Here is a 21,230-nt window from a genome sequence, read left to right on the forward strand (position 1 = left end):
AGTGAGTACTTACAGTTTTGTGTTTTAACAAACAATTAGTTAGCTATATTAAAGAAAATAAATAAAATGCTGTAAAACAATAAATAATAAAAACTGGCTGACAGCTCACAACATATTCGTATATTATTAACTCACTGACCTTACTGGAGTTTGCGCATTAATGAATAACTAACACCTGTTGAAATTCGTTTTATTTTTTGAATTTACAGGGTTAGTGGGCGCAAAATTCGTCATATATCTTGCTATCGACTTAACGATACCTAGTTAATTTTAATTGCTTTGCGCGCCATGCCCTGAACACTCCAGAGGCATTATGCATACATTACACATCCACAATTTAAGCTATCAACACCCAGATGGCCAAACTCAATTTAAACAACTTAGTTTTTCAATAAATGAAAAGCTCACCGCGATCATTGGTGCTAATGGCAGCGGTAAATCAATATTGTTGAGTATATTGGCAAACCAACAACAACCTAGTTCGGGACATGTTGAATTTAGTGGTACTCGCGTGCTTATTTCACAGCAACAATTAAGTGAGCTGCACCTTCAAACATCGTCATCCACGATTGCACAACTATTAGGAGTTGATAAAAAGTTAGCCGCCCTTAATCGTATTGAACAAGGAAGCTGCCATGAGGCTGACTTTAACCTAATCGATGATGATTGGTTATGCGAGCAATATTACAAACAACAACTTTTAGCCCTTGCTATTGATACCTCATTAAACCAGCCAATTAAGCATTTAAGCGGCGGTCAACAGCGGCGTTTAATGCTATTTTGCGCGTTGCAAACTAAGCCTGATTTACTGATTTTAGATGAGCCAAGTAACCATTTAGACCAATCAGCAAAGCAATGGCTAATTGACCAATTACATGCGTTTAAAGGGCAAGTAATTGTAGTAAGTCATGACCGCCAATTACTTAATCAATGCGATGCTATTATTGAGCTTAGCAGTCAAGGTGTTCATTATGAAACGGGGAATTATGAGCATTTCAATGAGCAAAAAACACGACAACAAACTGCGCTTACAAAGCAAATTAATAACCTTGACAAGGAGCGACAAAAACACCTTCAGCAAACCCAGCTTAATCGTGAAAAAGCCCAACAAAGAGCAGCACAAGGTAATAAAAAACGTAACACCACCAGCCAACCAAAAGTGATGTTAGACTTTAAGAAAAACAGTGCCCAAGCAAGTAAAGGGGCTTCTGAGCGGCTAGCCTCAGCCAAACACGAAGCCCTAACCGAAAAACGCCAAACACTTCAACAGCAGTTACCAAATAGTAAAGCTAAAACAGTAAAGTTTACGCAACCGACTAGCAATAAACGCCTACTATTTATTGAAAAACTTACTTTGCCATTTTCAAGCGCTAATAAAGCAATCACCCTGCAAATTTTTAGTGGTGATAAGTTACACCTAAAAGGAGCCAATGGCAGCGGTAAGTCAACATTACTCCGGATGATTAATGACTCGGCAAATTCACCAGTATCAACAGCGCTTCAATTAAATAGTAAAGTGCTTTATATAGATCAACACAGCTCTTTTTTAGGAGCAACAGACACTTTATGCAATGCATTAGAAAAACACTGTCAGCTAAAACAACAAACAGTACGCCATTTGCTTGCGAATATTGGCTTTAAGGGAGAGAATATTTATCGGCCAATTAGCCAATTAAGCGGCGGCGAGAAAATGCAATTAGCCATGCTTATAGCGGCGCAAAATGCGCAGCACTCTTTATTGTTACTCGATGAACCCGATAACCACTTGGACTTGGCTAACAAGCAACATCTTGCGCAAAATCTGGCTGATTTTACTGGCAGCTTTATATTGGTGAGCCACGATGAGGAGTTTATAAAGCAATCTAATGTACTAACTAACATTATCTTAAAATAGCACAGCGAGAACTTTTTCATCGTTTCAGGTTCAAACTCATCGGATCACTTAATTATAAAAAGGAATAATATGAAAACTCTACAATTGGTTTTGGTGATTGTAATTACTTCGTTAGCTGGCTGCAGTAGTATGCTCAGCCAAAATACGAATCAAAAAACTCGCTCAAGTAGTCTCGTGGATTTTCTATACCCTGATGAACAAAGCCGTCAGGCTCATCAACCAAGCATACCAACGCTTAACTTACCCGCAACTGTAGGTATCGCATTTATTCCTAACCAATATGACTCTGGCATTCGCAGTAACGACGAAATTGCCTTGCTTGAGAAAGTAAAAAAACAGTTTATGCAATATGACTACATTGACCGTATTGAAGTTATTCCTAGTAGTTATTTAAAAGGAGGTCAAGGATTTACCACTCTTGAGCAAGTATCTAGATTATATGACGTTGATATTATTGCGCTGGTATCATATGACCAAGTATCACAAACTCTCGAAAATAATGCTGCATTCTTATATTTAACAATTGTAGGGTTATACGTTATTCCTGGCAACGAAAACACCGTACAAACTTTTGTTGATACAGCTGTTTTCGATGTGAAAAGTAGAAAAATGCTGTTTCGAGCTCCGGGTATTAACAAAGTAGAGCAACGCAGTACAGCCGTCGGTATTGATGAAACCTTAAACGAGCAGTCGCAAGGCAGTTTTAACTTAGCTGTTGATGACATGATCACAAACTTAGATGCTGAACTTGGTTCATTTAAAACCCGTGTCAAAGAAGACAAAATAGCCAATGTTAATCATAAAGACGGCAGCAGTGGTGGCAGTTTATATTTCTTATTAATTTTACTAACTGCTATGTTAATTTTAAAACAGCACGAGCAAATAACTAAACAGCTCTACATTAAACTAACAAGCGTTTATCGCTAAAGCTTTAGAATTCCTAAAAAAGGTTATATCCTGCCCTTTTGAAATATTTTAGATAAAGGGCTTTCATGCTTTCTCGATTATTATGTCTGGCGCTGATCACACCTACAGCCTTTAATTCTTTCGCCGCGCAAAACGACATTGAACGCATTACCACTACAGCATCTCGTGCTGAGGTACGCGCCGATCCTCTACCTTTAGTAATAAGCAGTATCACTAAAGCGCAGTTAGATTTAATCGCACCGACCCATATCGAGCAAGTATTAAAGCAAGTTGCAGGTGCCAATGTACAACATGGTAACGGTCAAGAATATTTGCCCGCACTGCGCTCTCCGGTGCTTTCTGGCGCTGGCGCCTGTGGCGGTATTTTAACAGCCGAAGATGGCATCCCCCTGCGTGCGGCAGGCTTTTGCAATATTAACGAATTGTTTGAAGCGCACACCGAAATGGCGCAACGTATTGAAGTTTTAAAAGGCCCAGGCTCTGCCCTTTACGGCTCAAATGCTGTGCATGGCGTAATTAATGTGATCACCCCTGATACCACTTATGATGAACATTTGCTCGGCGTTGATTTAGGCTCTTACGGTTACAACCGGTTCAAACTGCGCAGCGGAAAAGATTTAGGCAATCAAGGATTTGGTATTAATGCCAGTATCACTCGCGATACCGGATACCGTGATGACGAAAGCGTAGACCAAGAAAAGCTCAATCTGCGCCATCGCTATACAAGTGATGATCTATCCGTCACAACAGGATTGAGCTATACCCACTTAGATCAAAAAACTGCCGGATTTATTGAAGGCTTTGAAAGCTATAAAAACGATGAAATAGCCCAGCAAAACTTTGATCCTGATGCATTTAGAAAAGCCCGCTCATTTCGGCTTTGGTCAAAAACACAATGGCAAACAGCAAAAGATACGCTAACCATTACCCCGTATGTGCGCAATCAAAGTATGACCTTCTTTAAGCATTTTTTACCGGGCACACCGCTTGAAGAAAACAGCCAAAATGGCGTTGGCGTGCAATCACTTTGGCAGCATGCGTATTCAAACGAATTAACTGTTAATTTAGGGCTAGACAGCGAATACACCCGTGCAGATTTTTTGCAATATCAAGACGAGCCAACTCAAGGTTCAGCATTTTTAGTAGCAACTGTGCCACAAGGTAAGCATTACGATTACGATGTAACCAGCACCCTACTCGCCCCTTTTATTAGCCTTGATTGGCAATGGCAGCAACTCGCTATCAGTTTAGGCGCACGCTTTGAGCAGCTTGATTACGACTACACCAATAATATGCTGACTGGTCGCACTGACAAGAATGGCAGCGAATGTGGATTTGGCGGTTGTCGTTACTCGCGCCCGCCAAGTAGTAAGAATACCTTTACCAATACATCGCCTAAACTTGGCTTGAGTTATCAATTAAGTGCTGATAATTATTTATATGCAAATCTATCTCGCGGTTACCGTGCGCCGCAAGCGGCTGAACTTTATCAGCTACAGCGCGAACAACAAGTGGCTGATCTCGAATCTGAAACAGCAGACAATCTAGAAGTGGGCCTCAAAGGGCAATATCAACAACTGCACTATGTAGTCTCTGCGTATACGATGAATAAACAAAACGTGATTTTTCGCGACAGCAATTTTTTCACCATTAATGATGGCCAAACTCAGCACCGTGGTATTGAACTGGAGCTGGATTATCAACTTACTCAGTCGATTCAACTTGCCCTAGCAGCAAGCCATGCAATACACACATACGACTATGACCAAGTTTTATCTGAAGTAAACATTAACGGTAACGACATAGACACAGCACCGCGTAATATCGCCAACCTACAAGCTAACTGGCAAGTCACCAATAACACCTTAATTGCTATTGAGTGGCATCATGTCAGTGACTATTTTACCGATCCTGAAAACCAACACAGTTACGCAGGCCATGACTTACTAAATTTACGCGCAGCATGGCAACTGACTGAACAATTGAAACTAACCGCGCGCATTAACAATCTATTTGATACCGCCTATGCAGAGCGTGCCGATTACACCAGCTTTACTGGCGACCGTTATTTTCCTGGGCGACCACGTAATATAATGTTCTCAGCAAGTTACGCTTGGTAAATATTGAATTAAGTGATTTCTGCTATTACTCAAACTTTTTCTTTTTATCATGGCGATATGATTTTGAGTTGTAAGTTGCAGTCATCACTTTATCAACTCCAGCTAAAATCGACTCTTTTAAACCACTTAAGAGCAAGACTTCTTGTGACCTTGAAACATACTCTATAACCCCTTGAGCTAACGATTCAACAATCTCTTGCGCATTCCTAATTACGATATGACCTTGATTAGCCAGCTTAATTAAGTGATCACAGTCTGGAAACTCTTTGCTCTTACAAATATTAAGTGCCATTTTATTATTGATGGTTGGATAAATTAATGTATGAGTAATATCAAAAGGTGGAGAAACAAAAATATTGCTCATATCTGGCGTGTACTGCAGCGCAAAATTTTTAAGATGGGCGTCACCGTTACCAATTAAACAACTGAAAACGATGTACTTATACATTTTTTCAACTTCGAGCATATTATTCGTGTACAAATAGGTTGCTTTCAGTAGGGTTTCGTAACTTCCCCGATATTTTTCATCGGGATCTGAAGAGCGCTTCATCAAAGTTGTAAAGTCTTCATAACCTAGCAACTGAGTGCCACTTTCACCACGATCAAAGCGTTCAATCACAAATGTTTCAAGGTTATCAGATAAATACGTATTTGGCGGTGCTAGACCGCAATATTTAGCTGCTTGCATGCACACATATTCATTAACAGTAAGCAGCTCAAACTCTTCATCAAATGATTTTACGATCAGATCTTTTTGATGAACTGTTCGCTCAACACTTGGAATACTTACTTTGGGTTGCATTCCTGACAAGGTATTCCTGAGATAGTATTTTTCTAATAACTGCGGAAATAAAGGCTGTGCATGCGAATACGTAAGAATATCGTTAAGTGACACGCTATCAACTTGCGGTAATTTAAAGTCACCTTGGTAAGATAACATGCCAATACCATCACTTCCTTGCAAAGCTAATAAGTACATGTCGTTAACTTTGGCGTAACGAGCAAGCCTTTGTGCAATGTATCTACGGTTATGCCCTTCAGGCAAATTTTGCGCAAAAATAGGATGCAATGCACCAGATCGATAACTATCATCCATGCCTTTTTCAGTCATAGTTAATGATAGATTAAACTCATTTTGCGTTTGCTTATAATCGTGTATTGCATCATGAGTTAGCACACCCAGCTCTTTGTCATCTATACACACTGTCAACTTTTGTACTTTTTCAGGTAGGTTAAAAGCCGTCACTAGCTATCCTCACTAAAAAGATCGTTTAATTCATCCCAACGAGGTAACCGTGATTTAGACAAAGTTCTTGGTACTACAGCTAGCTCATAATCTAAATAATGAGTATAACGCTCAAGGATATCCAATGATCCTGTAAATTTACCGTTTTCAATTTCAGATAGTGTGCTTTTATTAATGTTCGTCAATTTTTGCACTTCTCGTTGTGTTAGTTGTTTTTCTTTTCGCGCCTGAGCAAGCGCTTTTCCTATTTCTATTCTATTCATCGCAGCCACCAAAAACTCGCCATATAGCGAACATGGTAGTATAAAACAAAAAATATAGCCATATAGCGAACATAACTAGATTACCTTTTACTGTAATAGCTGTTTATACTGCTCAGTTAAGTGCACCTTGAGTTCTGGGTGCGCTACTAATAACTCAGCAAGCTGAGCTTTAGCGGCGGTTGTTTCACCATCAGCAATAAGTGTATCTATACGTTTAAATTTATTTGCTACCTCTGCGGTGATAATTTCAAGCTCTAATAATACTTCGCTTTTAGCGGTCATGCTTTGCGACTCAAATTGCCGTCCTGCCATGTAAGATTGTGTACTGCGTTGAAGCCTTTGAGTTTGCTTTAATTGCTCTAGCTGCTTTTGTTCTAGCACTTCGCTTTGCATCATTTCAGACGAGGCTGCAGGTGCTAAAGCAGTCTGTTCATCGGCTAAAATTTGTAGATCATTCATTGCCTCTGACGGCTTAAGATACTGAGTAGTATTTTGCATATATAAAACCGCGACTAACACCAGTGATGCCGCAGTCGATAATTGTCCATACCACGTTTGGTAAAAGCGTTTGCGCTTATTAATATTGGTTACGTTATTATCTGCAACCTCATCAGCTGCATGTTGTAATATTTGCTCATCAAGTTGTAAGCTTGGTTGCTCCGTTGCACCTCGTTTATAAAGTGAAGCAATATCATGATCGGTTAACTTATCGCTCATTGTTAGTCTCCATTTTATACTTGATACATTGCTTTAGCTTGGCTATAGCGTAACGGATGCGGCTTTTGATATTTTCAGTTGTTTCTACCACTAGTTCGGCAATTTCTTTGAGGGTAAAATCAGCTTCGTGTTTAAGTAAAAACGCCTCTTTTTGCTCACGTGGTAATTGCGCTAGGCACACTTTTAACTGCGCTGCTTGCTGAGCCTGCTCGAGCTTTTCAGTATCTGGTCGACTGTTATGATCAGCAAATTCGGCAATTTCAATGTCTTGATTATCACCGTCTAACCATTTGTTTTGCGTACCAGTACGGCGGTAATGATCAATCAATTCATTGTGCGCAATACGATACAACCAAGTGGTAAATTTAGCGCTCACTTGATACTGTGAGCGCGCTTTTATCAGCTTATTCCAGACTTCTTGATAGAGCTCTTCAGCCACTTGCGGGCTTGCGCACTGGCGTAAAAAATAACGATATAAGCTATTTTTATGGCGCAGGTACAGCTGGGTAAAAGCCTGTACATCACCTTGTCCATAACTCAACATTAATTGCTCATCAGCTAGTTCTGTCATAACGTCCTAATTACAATGCCGCGGCATTATTAACCAATTGCACAAACTCACTACGATAGCCAAATGTGTCTATGCCTTTGTTAGCGGTTGCTAATTTAGCGCAATCTTCATACTGCCAGTCTCCGGTATATTTTGCACCTTTTAATAACTGCGCAAAACCAGCCACTGCGGCGGCAAATTTAAAGTCGAAACTGGCTTGCGATAAAGGCTGAATTTTGTCATTGCTAATAGCTTGAGTCAGCAACTTGCTTTGCTCGGCGTCTGGCTCTTTATAACGGACTTTGACAAACGCCAACTCATTTCTTGCCGTCTGTTTCTCGTTTATTTCAGACTGATAACGCAGTTCATCTATTTGTTTATGCTCAGAATCCGCTAAAGTTATTTCATACAGCGCAGTTACGGTGTGCCCAGCTCCGAGCTCTGCCGCATCAACCTTATCGTTTTTAAAATCTTCAGCAGCAAGCATACGGTTTTGATAACCAATTAACCGATACTCAGCCACCTGCTGAGGATTAAACTCCACCTGAATTTTGACATCTTTGGCAATAATTTGCATGGTGCTACTAAGCTCATCAACCAGCACTTTTCGTGCTTCGTTAATGTTATCAATATACGCATGTTGGCCGTTGCCAATATTAGCGAGTTGCTCCATTAAGCCATCATTATAGTTACCTTGGCCAAATCCCAAAGTAGTTAAGGCAATCCCGGTTTTGCGCTTAGATGCCACCAGCTCTTTGAGTTTATCGATTGATTGGGTGCCCACATTAAAGTCGCCATCAGTGGCTAAAATCACCCGATTAATACCTCCTTTTTTAAAATTTTCGGCCGCAATTTGATAAGCCAGTTCAATACCTTGCTCGCCATTAGTTGAGCCGCCTGCTGCCAGTTTATCTAACGCGGCGCTGATAGTTTGTTGCTCATTGCCTTTCGTTGCTGGCAATACCACGCCTGCAGCACCGGCATACACGACAATAGCGACTGAATCATTTTCATCTAATTGTTTAGTTAACATGGTTAAACTGGTTTTTAATAAGGGTAACTTATTTGGTGCATTCATAGAGCCAGATACATCCAGTAAAAACACTAAATTCGCCGCTTTTAAATCGGCTTTTTCAATCTCAAAACCTTTAATGCCAATTTTTAACAGTTGCCGATGCTCATTCCAAGGAGCTGTTGCCATCTCGGTATGAACATTAAAAGGTGTAGCTATGCTATTGGGTGCACTGTAACCGTAGTCAAAATAATTAATAAAAGCTTCTTCACGTACTGCGTCATTAGGTGGTAATTTCCCCATATTGAGCATACGCCGAGTGTTGCTGTAACTGCCCGTATCAACATCAATTGAAAAGGTTGAAACCGGTTCAGTACCAACTTGTTTTACTGGGTTTTGCTGGGATTTTAAATAATTTTCACGATCTTGCTCTGACTCAAATGCCATGTCATCAATAGGGGCTGGCGGCATTAGCTGTAGCTGTAATCCTGGGCGATGCATAGCAACACTTTCATGTACCATTCCTTGCGGCATTGCTGCAAAACTTATGGCATTTTTACTCTGCCTTTTTTGCACTTGTAACTCTAATTGCTGTTCATCGTTTTGTTTGCTTTGCGCCGCGTTGTTTGCTTGGCTTTGTTGTTCATCAATCTCACGTGGCGCACTTTGCTCACAGCCAGTTAAACCAACTATAACCGCAAGGCTCAGCACAGTTAAACGCAAATTAATTGATTGGGTGTTACTAATTTTGTTATTCATAAAATCACCTTGTTGTCTATCAAATGAGGTTCACTAAGGCTATTAACGGATGACTTTAAAAAGTGGGGTTAATTATTTTTTAATGAGCATCTATTCGTCCCATTTAATATCTACGTTACGAGTGCTGAGTTATAATTGCGCTCCCTCTTTCTTATTGATGATTTTAGTTTTGAACTCGACTGCCATTAAAAGAACTGCTTTTTCTTCTGCTATTTTAATTTTAGGCATTATCTTTATTGCCGCTAACTTACGCGCACCGGTTACAGGGATTGCTCCTGTGCTTGAGCAAATAATTTTGACCTTTAACTTAAGCCCTTCGCAAGCCGGTATGCTCACAACACTGCCGTTAATTGCCTTTGCTTTAGCCAGCCCGATGGCGGCAAGTCTTGCTAAAAAACAAGGCTTAGAAATATCACTGTTTATTGCGCTTATTCTGATTGGTTTGGGCTTGGCTTCGCGGCTAATTGACTCTATGCCAATGCTTTACTTAGGTACAGCAGTCATTGGCATCGGTATCGCAATTGGTAACGTACTGTTACCGAGCTTAATTAAACGCGACTTCCCGCATAAAGTGGCAGTGATGACCTCTACTTACGTACTAGCGATGGGAATTTTTGGTGGTAGTTATGCCGCGCTTATTATTCCGCTGGCTGAATATAAAAGTATCGGCTGGCAATTAGCCCTTGCTTGTTATGGCTTACTTACCCTAGTGAGTATTGTTATTTGGCTACCACAGTTAAAACTTCATACTAAGCCAACAAAAGATCTACTGGCGAGTGTCAACACCAACAAAGTATGGCACGAGGCGCTTGCGTGGCAGATTACCTTACTGCTGGGATTAAATTCATTTTTTACCTATATTATGATTAGTTGGTTGCCGAGCATTTTGCTTGAAGGTGGCCATACAGCTCAGCATGCGGGTGCGCTACAAGGTGCCTTTCAAGTAGCGTCTGCAGTGCCTGGCATTATCTTAATACCACTGCTGGCAAAGCTTAAAGATCAACGTATTTTAACCAGCTTGTTAGCACTAATAGCCGCAACATGCTCACTTGGGCTGCTCTATTTACCTGAGTTTGCCTCTTTGTGGGCAGTCACCTTAGGATTTTGCTCAGGCGCCTGCTTTATTTTAGGTTTATCGTTTATTAGCTTACGTACTCATGACACCCGTCAGGCTACATCACTTTCAGGCATGGCACAGTGCTTGGGCTATTTACTTGCCGCCTCTGGGCCGATTATCGCAGGCTCATTACATAGCTACTTTGGCAATTGGACAACCACCTTATGGTTATGTGCTTTTGCGAGTGCATTGTGCGCCGTATTTGGTTATTTAGGTGGACGTAATATCACCATGAGAAATGACAACTAAAGCACTTAAATAAATGCATTGCTTAAACGCAATGCATTTATATCTTTAAGAGGAGGACGACCAAAAAATCGGGTGTACTCTCGGCTAAATTGTGAGGCGCTTTCATAGCCCACTTGCAAAGCAGCCGTATTCGCATCAAGGCGCTGATTCAGCATTAATTGCCTCGCCTCTTGTAAACGTAAATTCTTGATATATTGCAAAGGGCTGAGTTTAGTCACTTCTCGAAAGTGCTGGCGAAACGTTGATTCACTCATATGCGCCTCAACAGCTAAGTCAACTATCGAAAAATCATCTTTATAATTTTGTTTTAACCAATATAAAATTTTAGCTATTTTTTGACTAGCGGATCCTGCGGTTACTATTTGCCTTAATTGATAACTATGTGGGCTTTGTAATAACCGAAAAACAATCTCCTCTTGGATTAAAGGAGCGAGTTGCAAAAGCAGCTTAGGCTCGTTTAATAATTTAATCAGCCTATTTATAGCATCTAAAAGACCCTCATCAGCATCGACTACCGACATAGCACATTGACGAGCTACATGATCTTGAGATGAAAAATCCATATTAGCAACTGCTTGACCTAAAACTTTACTGTCGATACATAAGTGCAACCCTAAAAAAGGGCGTTGTATAGACGCTGAAGTAATATGGCTTACAACTGGCACATCAACAGAGGCAACTAATGTTTGTCCTTCTGCATAATCATAAATATCTTCGCCCAAGGTAACACGCTTGCCACCTTGCACAGTTATGCCTAAACCAAGCCCATAAACACATGGCATAGGCTCAGACACATTGCTGCGACGTACTAATTTAAGCGCATCTATCTGAGTGTTAAAAATACCATCGTGTGTAGCAATTGCTAACACGGATTCGGTTAAGGTCTGTTTACTAGTCATCGCGTTTTAATTTGATCTCATCATACTTTAATCAAAGCTTAGCACTAAGCACACTCATAAATATTAAAAACAATCACGATCTGTTGTTTTAGGCAAAAAACACATTGGTTTTAACAAACACATTTAGCCATTATCAGTAATAATAAATATTCGCTCAGGCATATCAATGCGCTGACAGGTTATCACTATAAAAACCCAAATAATTCACTTCTCTACGCACTATTTTAAACAGCAAATTAAGCAGCCTAAGGTAAAGCTTACCTACTGCGATATTTTTGCTTTTTAACAATTTAATTTTTAAAGAGACATTATGCTTAAAGTAAATAACCACACAAAATACCCGTTTGTTGCAGCTATTGCCGCACTTGCAGCAATGGGGGAGTTATATCGTCTAAAAAACTTGTTGAACGAAGCCTTAGATAAAGGACATACCATTGATGAGCTTAATAGTGCATTTTCTTATATGGTTACCTACATTGGTGCCCCTCGGGCGTTAAATAGCCTAAACGTGCTAAAACAAATATGTTTGCAAAGACAGCCAAATCGTACAGCATTGGTTGAGCAAGAAATTGAACACCTATCCACGACTAAAATAAACAGCGCCCAAAGCAGGCTTTCTCATCACTGTTACTTGGCAATAAAGCTGGGGGCATTGGCGGTGGACGATAATTTTCAAGCTCTGCTTCAAGCCCATTTAGTTACATGTCTTGATTCGCAATTTGAAGCAGCACACATAAATACCGTGATCAATTCACTGGCTATTAAAGCAGATATAAACGTAGCAATGCGCGCTAATTTATCTTTTGAAAAATTGTTAGAGCGCGCATAGTAGTAATATACATTACGAAATTAGACGCTTAAGGCACAGTATCAAAGCCAGTTATAGTGTTTAGCTCTTTTAACCAAGATGGGCTTGAACGACACCAAATTTGTGCTTTAGGAATAAGTTGCTCACGCTGCTCAATAGCCCCAATACGTAGGCCATAAATTTTATCGCCATCACCGACTGACGTTGCATACAAAGAGGTGCCGCAATTGCCACAAAATCCCTGTGCACGCTTATTACCACTTTCGGCTGTTTTTATATATTCTTTCGGCACAGCTGCAGTAAACGTAACCGCGTTAGGATGTGATATAACCACAGTTCGAAATGGGGAACTTGCGATAATTTGGCAATCAGTACAATGACAATTTATTACTTTATTTTCATCAACTTCAGCATGGTAAGTAACTTCCCCACAATGACAACGTCCGGTAATTTGCATTTAAGATCCCTACATAGAATTTTAACTAACTAAAGTGGTATCACTTTACGCCAACTTCCCTTGTATTTTCAACAAACGTTTAGGTCATTAACGGTTTTTATACTGGGTTTTACAGTGGCTGCGCATAATAGCGGGATTGCGTAATTTTAAATGTTTTGTTGTACGGCCAGCATGGCGCTTGCGCCAGACTTTAAACGAACCCGATGAGATATTGTCGCGCATAAAACTAACTAACTGGGAATGATTTAAACCATAAAGGTTTTCAATGGCTTCAAATGGCGTGCGATCTTCCCACGCCATCTCGATAATTCTAGACACTTGGCTACTATCAAACATAACTGACTCTTCTACAAAATATCTTTATACCCGACATAGCAAGAATACGATCAATCTGTAATTTCAACTCGCCATGGTGGATTCAGCCGATTCCCCCCCGCCCAATAAAGTTTAATTTTATTGCTTGATGGGTCTTTTAACACAGCTTCTCGCCATAAATAACGCTGCTCAGTGATCACTGATTCAAACTCAAAGCCCTTAGCTTTTAAGGAGGCGACCCACTTTTCTAGTTCTGCGTTTTCAAAATATATAACCGCACCATTACTAAACACATCATCAGTTAATAATAAAGAAAATGTAGCTTTATTAGGGCACTCAAAGCGTGAGTAATGATCCGTTTTTACAATTTGTGTAAAGCCCATGGCCAGGTAAAATTGATTTGCTTTTTCGATGTCACAGACGGGTAAAGTGATTTGATTAAGGTTCATAGTCGTTACCTAAATATTGAGTCAGATAACGACTTTAAAACCTTAACTTAACTTGAGGTCAATTAGTAATTGGTATCTTGATATTAAGATGCTTGATAGCGATTTGCTTGTTTGATGCTAGCAAAATCGTTAAAGCGAACACCGTGTTTTTTCATTACCTCAAGTACTTTCTTGCTGATCATTTGGCGTAAATAAAACGGTTGATTCGGCACAAAATGGTGAATCGTATGGGTATGGCCAAAGTTAAAACAAAACAAGTTAAACGGTGCGAACAAGCGACTCGTTAAAACATGCGTTTGCTCCAGCATGTTATTCACGCCGCCATAGTAATGCATTGATGAAGTCACAAAATTTAATGAACTTGAACGCACAATATTAGGCACAATCAACACCACCATTAAAAACTCAAACACCGCCATAATGTCCAGCAACAACGCCGGCGAATTAGCCGCAAGTGGGGTAAATAAATCAACTAAATGGAACACAATTACGCTGTATAAAATAGCAAAGTACGCTGTGGTAACCGGAAACCCTGCGTTAAATACCTTAAAAAAGCTAAACCCTTTGATTTCTTTACTAAAACGTTTAGCGTTAATTAACAAGCCGAGTAAGCCATCAACAATTACCAACGCCCGTAACAATGGCTTTTTAATGCCATTACCCACTAAGCGCTCTTCTAAGTCTTGCTCAGTACCCGACACTTTATGATGATGTAAATGCATTTTACGGCGATACCATGGGCTAATAGTATTTGGGCGCATTAGCCACACTGTTAGCATCATAAAGTTATGTAGAAAAGGCTGGTTACTAAAGTACTGTTTATGGATCAGGTCGTGTTCAAGCTCGTGGGAAATTGACGCTGCAATGGCTGCTAAAATAATACATAGCCACGCAGGGATAATAGCAAAGTAATAAAGCGCACCAACCCCAATTAACGCACTGAGTGATAATAATAAAATAGCCATCCCGATAGTATTTTGATGGGCTAATAACGGGTGCTTTTGACGAAGCTTAGCTTCTTCAGCTTTAATCGCCTTAACAATGGCTTGAATATTTTCCTTAGCACTTAACGTGGTCATAAATAGCAACTGATAATCAAAGTTGCGCAAATGATACCCGAATAAATAAAAAGCTGCTAGAGCGAGAGCAACGAGCAACGAGCAACGAGCAACGAGCAACGAGCAACGAGCAACGAGCAACGAGCAACGAGCAACGAGCAACGAGCAACGAGCAACGAGCAACGAGCAACGAGCAACGAAAAAATAAACTGCAGTTAATTTAAGTCAAGCATGTTTTTTTAATATAACTACAATTGGTTAAGTTAGCCGTAGCTAAATCGACTTAAATTAAAAAGTGGTCTTTTAACTTGTAAAAATCGTTACTGGAAACAAAGGGATTAGACAAGACCTAGCCCTAGCGGTTTTCACACACCAATTTTAGCCTTCAAGTTCATCCTCATTTACTTCTCATTCCCTTCTCTTTGTGCAAAAAATTAAGTGAATTATTCACAAAGAGGCGCTGCGCTTTAGAGGGCTATAAGCAAATGCTATGCTAATAACGTAAGGATTATTGCGCAGCGATCCCCTATGTGTTTGCTGTAAGCCACTTGCTTAACAGCCACATCGACAGACGAAGTAAACGGATTTGCTTATTGAATTAGAGTTGATTATGAATTGACCGCCACTGAATAAAAACGGTCAAATAAAACACTAGTACCTATTGATAGAGTTAAAGCTCATATGTGTTAGGTTTTTTTACACTCCTGACCAAGCCACTTATTAGTTGCAGTTTCATTTGTAGATAAACTTGATAATGCAAACCTACGAATACCAGAATCATTTTCAATGATGTCAAAAAACCAAATTGCTCCATACGCAGCAGAAAAACCTTTATAGGGATTATAAATCATATTTTCAGGAGTGACACAGCCAATAAGGTTAACCAAAGTTGGAACAAAAATACTATCAAATTGCTCTTCTAGCTCTTTTATATTTTCGATTTTTCGAGTTTTTATTTTTAAATAACCATCATCAGAAACATATGTTTCACTTGAGCTAATATTTAGTGGAAATAAAATAATCTCCTCTAAAATTGAGACATTTTTATTTGTTACACCAGCTTTAAGTTTAGCTAGAAGAGGCGCTATTTTAGTTTTTGCTTCTTCATGTGAATACTGCTCCATTCCGAAAGACTTTGGAATTGATATAAACACTAAAAGATAGAAAAATGCTACTAATCTCATAAACACCTAACGAGGCTGTAGAATTACTCGTTTTTAATTTATTTTTATTGATGGTTCAACCATAGCCCAGTTGCTATTTTGATTCAATCGACAACTGGCTTTCACGTAAAATATAAAAAGAGGGCTTGGTGTTGTTTTAATTGGCATTTTTGCAGGTGTTTGAGTGGCTTATTTTAGGTGGTAAGTGCCTAGCCTTATCAGTACATCGTGATTACAGGAGGTGAACCGCCCACTGCACTTACTGTAATAAAAAGCGCATATGGGTGATGTTGAAAGAGCTCAGGCTACCCGATTAGTGTAAGCTACATTTGCAACAAGAACTTACGTAAATCACGCTCTTGTCTCATTATGTGTAAAATAAAAACCTTATCATTGTCTATTTTGTAAAATATACGACAAGGATTAACTATCACTTCACGGTAATTCAGATTTGAGAGTTCAATCGGTGTTTTCCCTGATTCAGGGAACTCTTCAAGGCGTTCAACTTTAGCAAAGATTTTCGCCACCAACTTTTTAGCTGACAGCAAGTTACTAAATGCAATATATTCAGCGATATCGTTTAGATCTTCCAGAGCAGGATTTGTCCAGATTATTTCAGCCATTTATTCATTTTCTCTTTAGCTTCAATATTAGACGTAGTTTCTCCTCTACTTATTGCCTGCTCGCCTTTAGCTAACGCCTCAAGGATTTGCATACGTTTTTGCATGAATTCGAAGTCATCAACATCAACAAGATACGCTGACGGTTGCCCATGTTCGGTGATTAATACGGGCTCTTTAGTTAAATGCAGCTCAGATAATATTTTCGTCGCTTGGCGTTTCAATGTTGTTACTAACTCTACTCTCATAATAACCTCCATAAAAATGTATCACTATAGTAGCACTGAGTAAGCAATTTAGGAAACACAGCTAACGAGCATGTAGATTAAAATTAGACTAAACTAGACTGACATATTCGATTGATGAAACCAGCCCTCTTGAGTAGTGCCATGATGAAGTTAACCGATGAATGTCTCGGCTCTGGCATACTGCTTTGCTCTACCTTCTAAATCCATTTGGTCGTAGTGCCCCAGCGACCCCAAAAGGATATGGGAAAAACCTGGCTGCGATAAAAGCGCCTCTATATGTGTTTGCCGTAAGCTACTTGCTTAACAGCCACATCGACAGATGAAGTAAACGAATTTGTTTATTGATTTAGAATTTGACCGTCACTAAATGAAAACTGTCAAATAGAACACAAGTGCCTATGAAATGAGTTCAGGCTCATATGTGTTAAATTTTTACTTGGCATATTGTTCAATATATTTTGTGGTAGTTTCTTTTGCTTGGTTTAACTCTGCCTCAGACATTACTTTGGTTAGCCGAGCCAAACCCTCTTTTGCAAACTTTGTGTCAGCACCTGCTCGCGCAATAACCACTTTGTACCAAGCATAAGACTCAACACTATTTTGTACTGAGCCAGGGCTAGACTCTAGCAAATATGCATACTCAACTTGTGCTGTGTAAAATCCTAGTTTTGCACTCTGATCTAGGTATTTTTGAGCTGATGCAAAATCACCTTTCGATGCTGCCTCCACACCTTTATGGCGAAGTTCAACTGCCTCACTTGCTAAAGTGCTAGCAGAAAATACTAGCGAGAGGATTGTTGCTAGAATGAGCTTCATTGTTTCTCCTGAAATTTAACGCCGAATTTGCGACTGGTTTGGAGAGCAGCGGAAAACCGGTCCGACAACATGCGTTTGTTAAGTTTTTGCCCATTGATTTTCATAAACGCCAACTCCGAGTCGAAGGCAGTCACTGAGTTCTTTCGGCTCTACACCACAATAAATGGACTGAACAATCATCGTATGATTTTCTTCGCCGGAGAATGCCAGCTCATATCCGTGGCCGTTCCAGACGTCGCCTATTTGCCTAGCTTGTGCGATGGTTTTGCCGATAAATCGCTCAAAGGGTTGATGCTTGCAGATAATGTAGCCGTCTTGATTTGTAATTTCAGGCAAATCAAGGCATTCATGAACACCAAGATATTCGCCGCCAACTTCCCCCTGCAAAGCAAACACTCCATTCGAAGTGCCGAGGTAAACTACGTTAAATTCTGGATCTACCACATTGATCAAGACGGTATGCAAGGTGGCTCCTTCTAGCTTTGGGAGAAGCTTACTAGATTCTTTAGCATACCCTTCGTAATCTTCTTGCATAGTCATGTTTTAAACTTAACGCCGCGCTCTGCCGCTTGTCGGCGGCAGCGCCTTGATACTCATTGAGCCTCCTCCCCAGCATCGCGATTATTCGCTACGCTGAAAAGGCAACTAACCTTATAGGAGAAAGCTCAATGAACTTTTACAATAACATGCATCCATATTATTGTGGAATCGATTTACACGCGCGATTACTTTACGTCTGTATCATTGATAATACAGGACTTATCCTTGTTCACAAGAAAATTAAAGATGATCCTGAAGCGCTACTAAAACTACTTAAGCCGTATATCGGTGACATTGTAGTTGGCGTAGAGTGCATGCACTGTTGGTATTGGGTCGCTGATTTTTGCAAAGAACACACTATCGACTTTATTCTTGGTCATGCTTTGTATATGAAAGCGATTCATGGCGGTAAAGCTAAAAACGATAAAATAGATTCACATAAGATTGCCAAACTCATCCGTGGCGGTAACTTCCCACTTGCTTATGTGTATGACAAAGATATGCGTGCTACGCGTGACTTATTACGTCGCAGAACCAAAATTGTTCGTCACGGCGCTGATTTAAAAGCCCATGTCGCCAATACTGCCAGCCAGTACAATTTACCTGCCCATAATGTCAATTTAAAGAACGTCTGCGACAGAGAAAAGATGCGCTATTACTTTCCTGATCCCGTTGTACAACGCTCTATTAATTTAAACATGGCTATACTCGATTGCTATCATAAGGAGCTTAAGCCTTTAGAGCATTATATTGAACAAATGGCCAAGCAGCATAACCCTGTCCACCTTAATATTTTGCAAACAATTAATGGCATAGGCCGCATTTTAGCACTTACCATCATTTACGAAATTGGTGACATCAATCGTTTTTCAAGCGTACAAAAGTTCGCTTCATACAGTCGGTTAGTCAAATGCAAAGCGGAGTCTGCTGGTAAAACCTATGGCACCCAAGGTAACAAAATTGGCAATGCACATCTGAAATGGGCGTTCTCCGAAGCCGCTGTATTGCTGCTGCGTCACAATCACAACGCCAACAAATACCTTGAAAAACTACAAAAGCGAATGAGCAAAGCCAAAGCACTGTCAGCACTTGCACATAAGCTTGGTCGCTGTGTTTATTATATGCTTAAAAAAGAGACGGTATTCGATGAAGCGAAATTCTTAAAGAGTTAGTCACGGTACTGAGTGAGCTGGACATCTAACTGGATATAAGGCTGAGCATCAATCAATTGGGTGAGTTAATAACCAACAAGGTTTAACCTGATTATATGCCTACAGACCAAAGCCACTTGCCTTGATTAGACGCTCAGTACGCGTGCATTAATACAATAAACAAAGTCGCTTACACCTGACTTGAGCCTGAAACTAACTGGATCACAATGATGAAAACAGCCGCCTTGAATAGTGCCATGATGAGGTTAACCGATGAATGTCTAGTGCCCCAGCTACCCCAAAAGGATATGGGAAAAACCTGGCTGCGATGAGATCGCAATAAGAGAGCCTCTATATGTGTTTGCCGTAAGCTACTTGCTTAACAGCCACATCGACAGACGAAGTAAACGAATTTGTTTATTGATTTAGAATTGACCGTCACTATATAAAAACGGTCAAACAAAATACTAGTGCCTATTGACAGAGTTAAGGCTCATATGTGTTAGGGAGGGCACTCGATTCCATTTATACAGCTCCAGCTTGCTCAGCTTTACTTTCTAGTACTGCCAAACGTTGCAGGCAAAGCAGATAGTATTTCTGTATTTCATCGTGCTCTGCCACTTCTAGTTGATGAGAGTACGATTGCAGCTCATCAAACGGATAGCGTACGTCAGGAATCTCTGGAAAGTGATTTACCAACTGAGAATAAAGGCTATTTATAGATGAGCTAAAATAGCTGTCTTCGCCACTCTCTACGAACTGCTTTAACTTTTCTTTGATTTCATCAAATGTTTGTTTCATATGAAAACACCTAACGAGCCTGTAGAATAACTCGTTTTTAATTTATTTTTATTAATGGTTTAACCATAGCTGAGTTCCTATTTTGATTCAATCGGTTACTTCGATTTTACGTAAAATATAAAAAGAGGATTTGCGGTTGCTTTAATTGGCGTTTTGGAAGGTATGACAGGTGTTTAAGTGGCTTATTTGAACAGATGTCATCCCCTGTCACCGAACACAATGGAGGATTATCTTGTGTTATTTATTTTGGTAAAGCATCGTTACTAAACCGCGATAGACGGCAGCAAGAAGCCACAGGAATCCCCATGCTTATAAAGTAAGAACAACCATCATCAGATCACTGGCATTTAAATGGATACGAACACTCTTTAGGTGCTGTAAGACTCATACGCCCAAAGATAAGTCAACTTACCTAACAGCATTGAAAAGTAAGGGAGCAAGGCTGTTAAAATTTGCGGTGGAAAGAGAGCTTTAGTGCTTGCTGTCCACCTCAGAGCGTGTTGTTACAAGCCCCAAACTCTTGATGCTGCAATATGGATTTCATTGAGCAGCAAAACTAAAGAAATACAGCCTAATACCACCCATTTTTTTGACTTGTCATTTACCTTTAAGTGCCGATAAATTGCGAACGCAATAGAGGTTACCATAATAACAGCTAATAATAATGATGATTGATTTGCCGAATCCCATTTTAAATTCCCCTCACTAATATGGTGAGAAAAAAACGAAATTGCCCACAAAAGAAATAACACAGCAAAAGCGATTAAATAGTTTTTGATATTAAATATATTTATTGAAGTTCCACAAACTGGACAAATATAGTTCCGCTCCCTAGCATTTGGAGTTTTATCCTTTGCAACAATCGTCGAATAACATTTTTTACATACTAAAAGAGACATAAACTCAATTCTATTGGGGCTTATAAGGAGGCTGTAGAATAACTCCAACAGCCAAATTCAATTAAAAAACGAGCTCCTGTAATTAACTCTAAGCGTGTTTAAAGCATTAGGTAATGTATTTTGGAACCCATAAAACAAGCTGTTTTTATTAA

23 protein-coding genes and 1 pseudogene are annotated in these 21,230 nt (G+C 39.8%); 7 read left to right on the forward strand and 17 right to left on the reverse strand.

The features are described 5' to 3' along the window. The first annotated feature begins 313 nt into the window (after positions 1–313). From PSR9079_RS09085 to PSR9079_RS09095, 3 genes are all read left to right on the forward strand, one after another. Positions 314–1,894 (forward strand): ATP-binding cassette domain-containing protein, encoded by a 1,581-nt coding sequence (locus PSR9079_RS09085; RefSeq protein ID WP_149981229.1) that lies wholly within the window; start codon positions 314–316, stop codon positions 1,892–1,894. Between the two features lie 69 nt (positions 1,895–1,963). Then, complete coding sequence (gene rhlP, locus PSR9079_RS09090) at positions 1,964–2,821, forward strand: rhombotarget lipoprotein (RefSeq protein WP_149981230.1); 858 nt, start codon at positions 1,964–1,966, stop codon at positions 2,819–2,821. Positions 2,822–2,886: 65 nt separating this feature from the next. After that, the gene (locus tag PSR9079_RS09095) at positions 2,887–4,941 is read left to right on the forward strand and encodes a TonB-dependent receptor (protein WP_149981231.1); all 2,055 of its coding nucleotides are present in this window, start codon (positions 2,887–2,889) and stop codon (positions 4,939–4,941) included. 25 nt (positions 4,942–4,966) lie between these two features. On the opposite strand, the gene PSR9079_RS09100 is transcribed toward PSR9079_RS09095, so the two are convergent. The 5 genes from PSR9079_RS09100 to PSR9079_RS09120 form a co-directional block, all read right to left on the reverse strand. After that, positions 4,967–6,187: a type II toxin-antitoxin system HipA family toxin gene (locus PSR9079_RS09100; RefSeq protein WP_145241217.1), complete on the reverse strand. Its 1,221-nt coding sequence runs from the start codon at positions 6,185–6,187 to the stop codon at positions 4,967–4,969. Then, positions 6,187–6,450, reverse strand: coding sequence for a helix-turn-helix domain-containing protein (locus PSR9079_RS09105; RefSeq protein ID WP_145241219.1), 264 nt, complete (start codon positions 6,448–6,450; stop codon positions 6,187–6,189). The genes PSR9079_RS09100 and PSR9079_RS09105 overlap by 1 nt, the downstream gene beginning before the upstream one ends. Positions 6,451–6,537: 87 nt before the next feature. Next, positions 6,538–7,167, reverse strand: a complete 630-nt coding sequence (locus PSR9079_RS09110; protein WP_149981232.1) for a hypothetical protein — start codon at positions 7,165–7,167, stop codon at positions 6,538–6,540. Continuing rightward, a complete protein-coding gene (locus PSR9079_RS09115; protein ID WP_149981233.1) occupies positions 7,157–7,738 on the reverse strand; it encodes a sigma-70 family RNA polymerase sigma factor in 582 nt (193 codons plus the stop codon). The genes PSR9079_RS09110 and PSR9079_RS09115 overlap by 11 nt, the downstream gene beginning before the upstream one ends. A 10-nt stretch (positions 7,739–7,748) precedes the next feature. Then, positions 7,749–9,488 carry a vWA domain-containing protein gene (locus tag PSR9079_RS09120; RefSeq protein ID WP_149981234.1) on the reverse strand — a complete coding sequence of 580 codons (1,740 nt, stop codon included), beginning with the start codon at positions 9,486–9,488 and terminating at the stop codon, positions 7,749–7,751. A 157-nt stretch (positions 9,489–9,645) separates the two neighbouring features. On the opposite strand from PSR9079_RS09120, the gene PSR9079_RS09125 reads away from it, so the two are divergent. Beyond that, the gene (locus PSR9079_RS09125) at positions 9,646–10,854 is read left to right on the forward strand and encodes an MFS transporter (protein ID WP_149981414.1); all 1,209 of its coding nucleotides are present in this window, start codon (positions 9,646–9,648) and stop codon (positions 10,852–10,854) included. A 5-nt stretch (positions 10,855–10,859) separates the two neighbouring features. Here the strand turns inward: PSR9079_RS09125 and PSR9079_RS09130 are convergent, their stop codons facing one another. Further along, the gene (locus tag PSR9079_RS09130) at positions 10,860–11,753 is read right to left on the reverse strand and encodes an AraC family transcriptional regulator (protein WP_149981235.1); all 894 of its coding nucleotides are present in this window, start codon (positions 11,751–11,753) and stop codon (positions 10,860–10,862) included. Positions 11,754–12,063: 310 nt separating this feature from the next. Between PSR9079_RS09130 and PSR9079_RS09135 the strand changes: the two genes are divergently transcribed. After that, positions 12,064–12,582, forward strand: a complete 519-nt coding sequence (locus PSR9079_RS09135) for a carboxymuconolactone decarboxylase family protein (RefSeq protein ID WP_149981236.1) — start codon at positions 12,064–12,066, stop codon at positions 12,580–12,582. Positions 12,583–12,610: 28 nt separating this feature from the next. Here the strand turns inward: PSR9079_RS09135 and PSR9079_RS09140 are convergent, their stop codons facing one another. The 9 genes from PSR9079_RS09140 to PSR9079_RS09180 form a co-directional block, all read right to left on the reverse strand. Beyond that, positions 12,611–13,018: a GFA family protein gene (locus PSR9079_RS09140; RefSeq protein ID WP_145241231.1), complete on the reverse strand. Its 408-nt coding sequence runs from the start codon at positions 13,016–13,018 to the stop codon at positions 12,611–12,613. A gap of 87 nt (positions 13,019–13,105) precedes the next feature. After that, positions 13,106–13,354, reverse strand: a complete 249-nt coding sequence (locus PSR9079_RS09145) for a TIGR03643 family protein (RefSeq protein WP_145241233.1) — start codon at positions 13,352–13,354, stop codon at positions 13,106–13,108. 50 nt (positions 13,355–13,404) lie between these two features. Next, positions 13,405–13,782: a VOC family protein gene (locus tag PSR9079_RS09150; RefSeq protein WP_149981237.1), complete on the reverse strand. Its 378-nt coding sequence runs from the start codon at positions 13,780–13,782 to the stop codon at positions 13,405–13,407. A gap of 83 nt (positions 13,783–13,865) precedes the next feature. Further along, complete coding sequence (locus PSR9079_RS09155) at positions 13,866–14,861, reverse strand: fatty acid desaturase (RefSeq protein WP_149981415.1); 996 nt, start codon at positions 14,859–14,861, stop codon at positions 13,866–13,868. A 665-nt stretch (positions 14,862–15,526) separates the two neighbouring features. Then, entirely contained in the window at positions 15,527–16,024 is a 498-nt protein-coding gene (locus PSR9079_RS09160) for a hypothetical protein (RefSeq protein WP_149981238.1), read from the reverse strand. A gap of 302 nt (positions 16,025–16,326) precedes the next feature. Continuing rightward, positions 16,327–16,626, reverse strand: coding sequence for a type II toxin-antitoxin system RelE/ParE family toxin (locus PSR9079_RS09165; protein WP_149981239.1), 300 nt, complete (start codon positions 16,624–16,626; stop codon positions 16,327–16,329). Beyond that, a complete protein-coding gene (locus PSR9079_RS09170) occupies positions 16,614–16,871 on the reverse strand; it encodes a type II toxin-antitoxin system Phd/YefM family antitoxin (RefSeq protein ID WP_149981240.1) in 258 nt (85 codons plus the stop codon). The genes PSR9079_RS09165 and PSR9079_RS09170 overlap by 13 nt, the downstream gene beginning before the upstream one ends. A 432-nt stretch (positions 16,872–17,303) precedes the next feature. Further along, complete coding sequence (locus PSR9079_RS09175) at positions 17,304–17,687, reverse strand: hypothetical protein (protein WP_149981241.1); 384 nt, start codon at positions 17,685–17,687, stop codon at positions 17,304–17,306. 78 nt (positions 17,688–17,765) lie between these two features. Then, positions 17,766–18,227, reverse strand: a complete 462-nt coding sequence (locus PSR9079_RS09180; protein WP_149981242.1) for a hypothetical protein — start codon at positions 18,225–18,227, stop codon at positions 17,766–17,768. 128 nt (positions 18,228–18,355) lie between these two features. Between PSR9079_RS09180 and PSR9079_RS09185 the strand changes: the two genes are divergently transcribed. Continuing rightward, positions 18,356–19,399: an IS110 family RNA-guided transposase gene (locus PSR9079_RS09185; RefSeq protein WP_149981243.1), complete on the forward strand. Its 1,044-nt coding sequence runs from the start codon at positions 18,356–18,358 to the stop codon at positions 19,397–19,399. A 504-nt stretch (positions 19,400–19,903) separates the two neighbouring features. Here PSR9079_RS09185 and PSR9079_RS09190 read toward each other — a convergent pair. Further along, positions 19,904–20,179 (reverse strand): hypothetical protein, encoded by a 276-nt coding sequence (locus PSR9079_RS09190; protein WP_149981244.1) that lies wholly within the window; start codon positions 20,177–20,179, stop codon positions 19,904–19,906. A 278-nt stretch (positions 20,180–20,457) separates the two neighbouring features. Here PSR9079_RS09190 and PSR9079_RS24250 point away from each other — a divergent pair. Next, a pseudogene (locus tag PSR9079_RS24250) lies at positions 20,458–20,654 on the forward strand (IS110 family transposase); the annotation flags it as partial. Between the two features lie 28 nt (positions 20,655–20,682). Here PSR9079_RS24250 and PSR9079_RS09200 read toward each other — a convergent pair. Beyond that, positions 20,683–21,078, reverse strand: a complete 396-nt coding sequence (locus tag PSR9079_RS09200; protein ID WP_149981245.1) for a hypothetical protein — start codon at positions 21,076–21,078, stop codon at positions 20,683–20,685. Positions 21,079–21,230: the final 152 nt, after the last annotated feature.

This window comes from Pseudoalteromonas rhizosphaerae (assembly GCF_902498845.1).
GTDB classification, from domain to species: Bacteria; Pseudomonadota; Gammaproteobacteria; order Enterobacterales; family Alteromonadaceae; genus Pseudoalteromonas; species Pseudoalteromonas rhizosphaerae.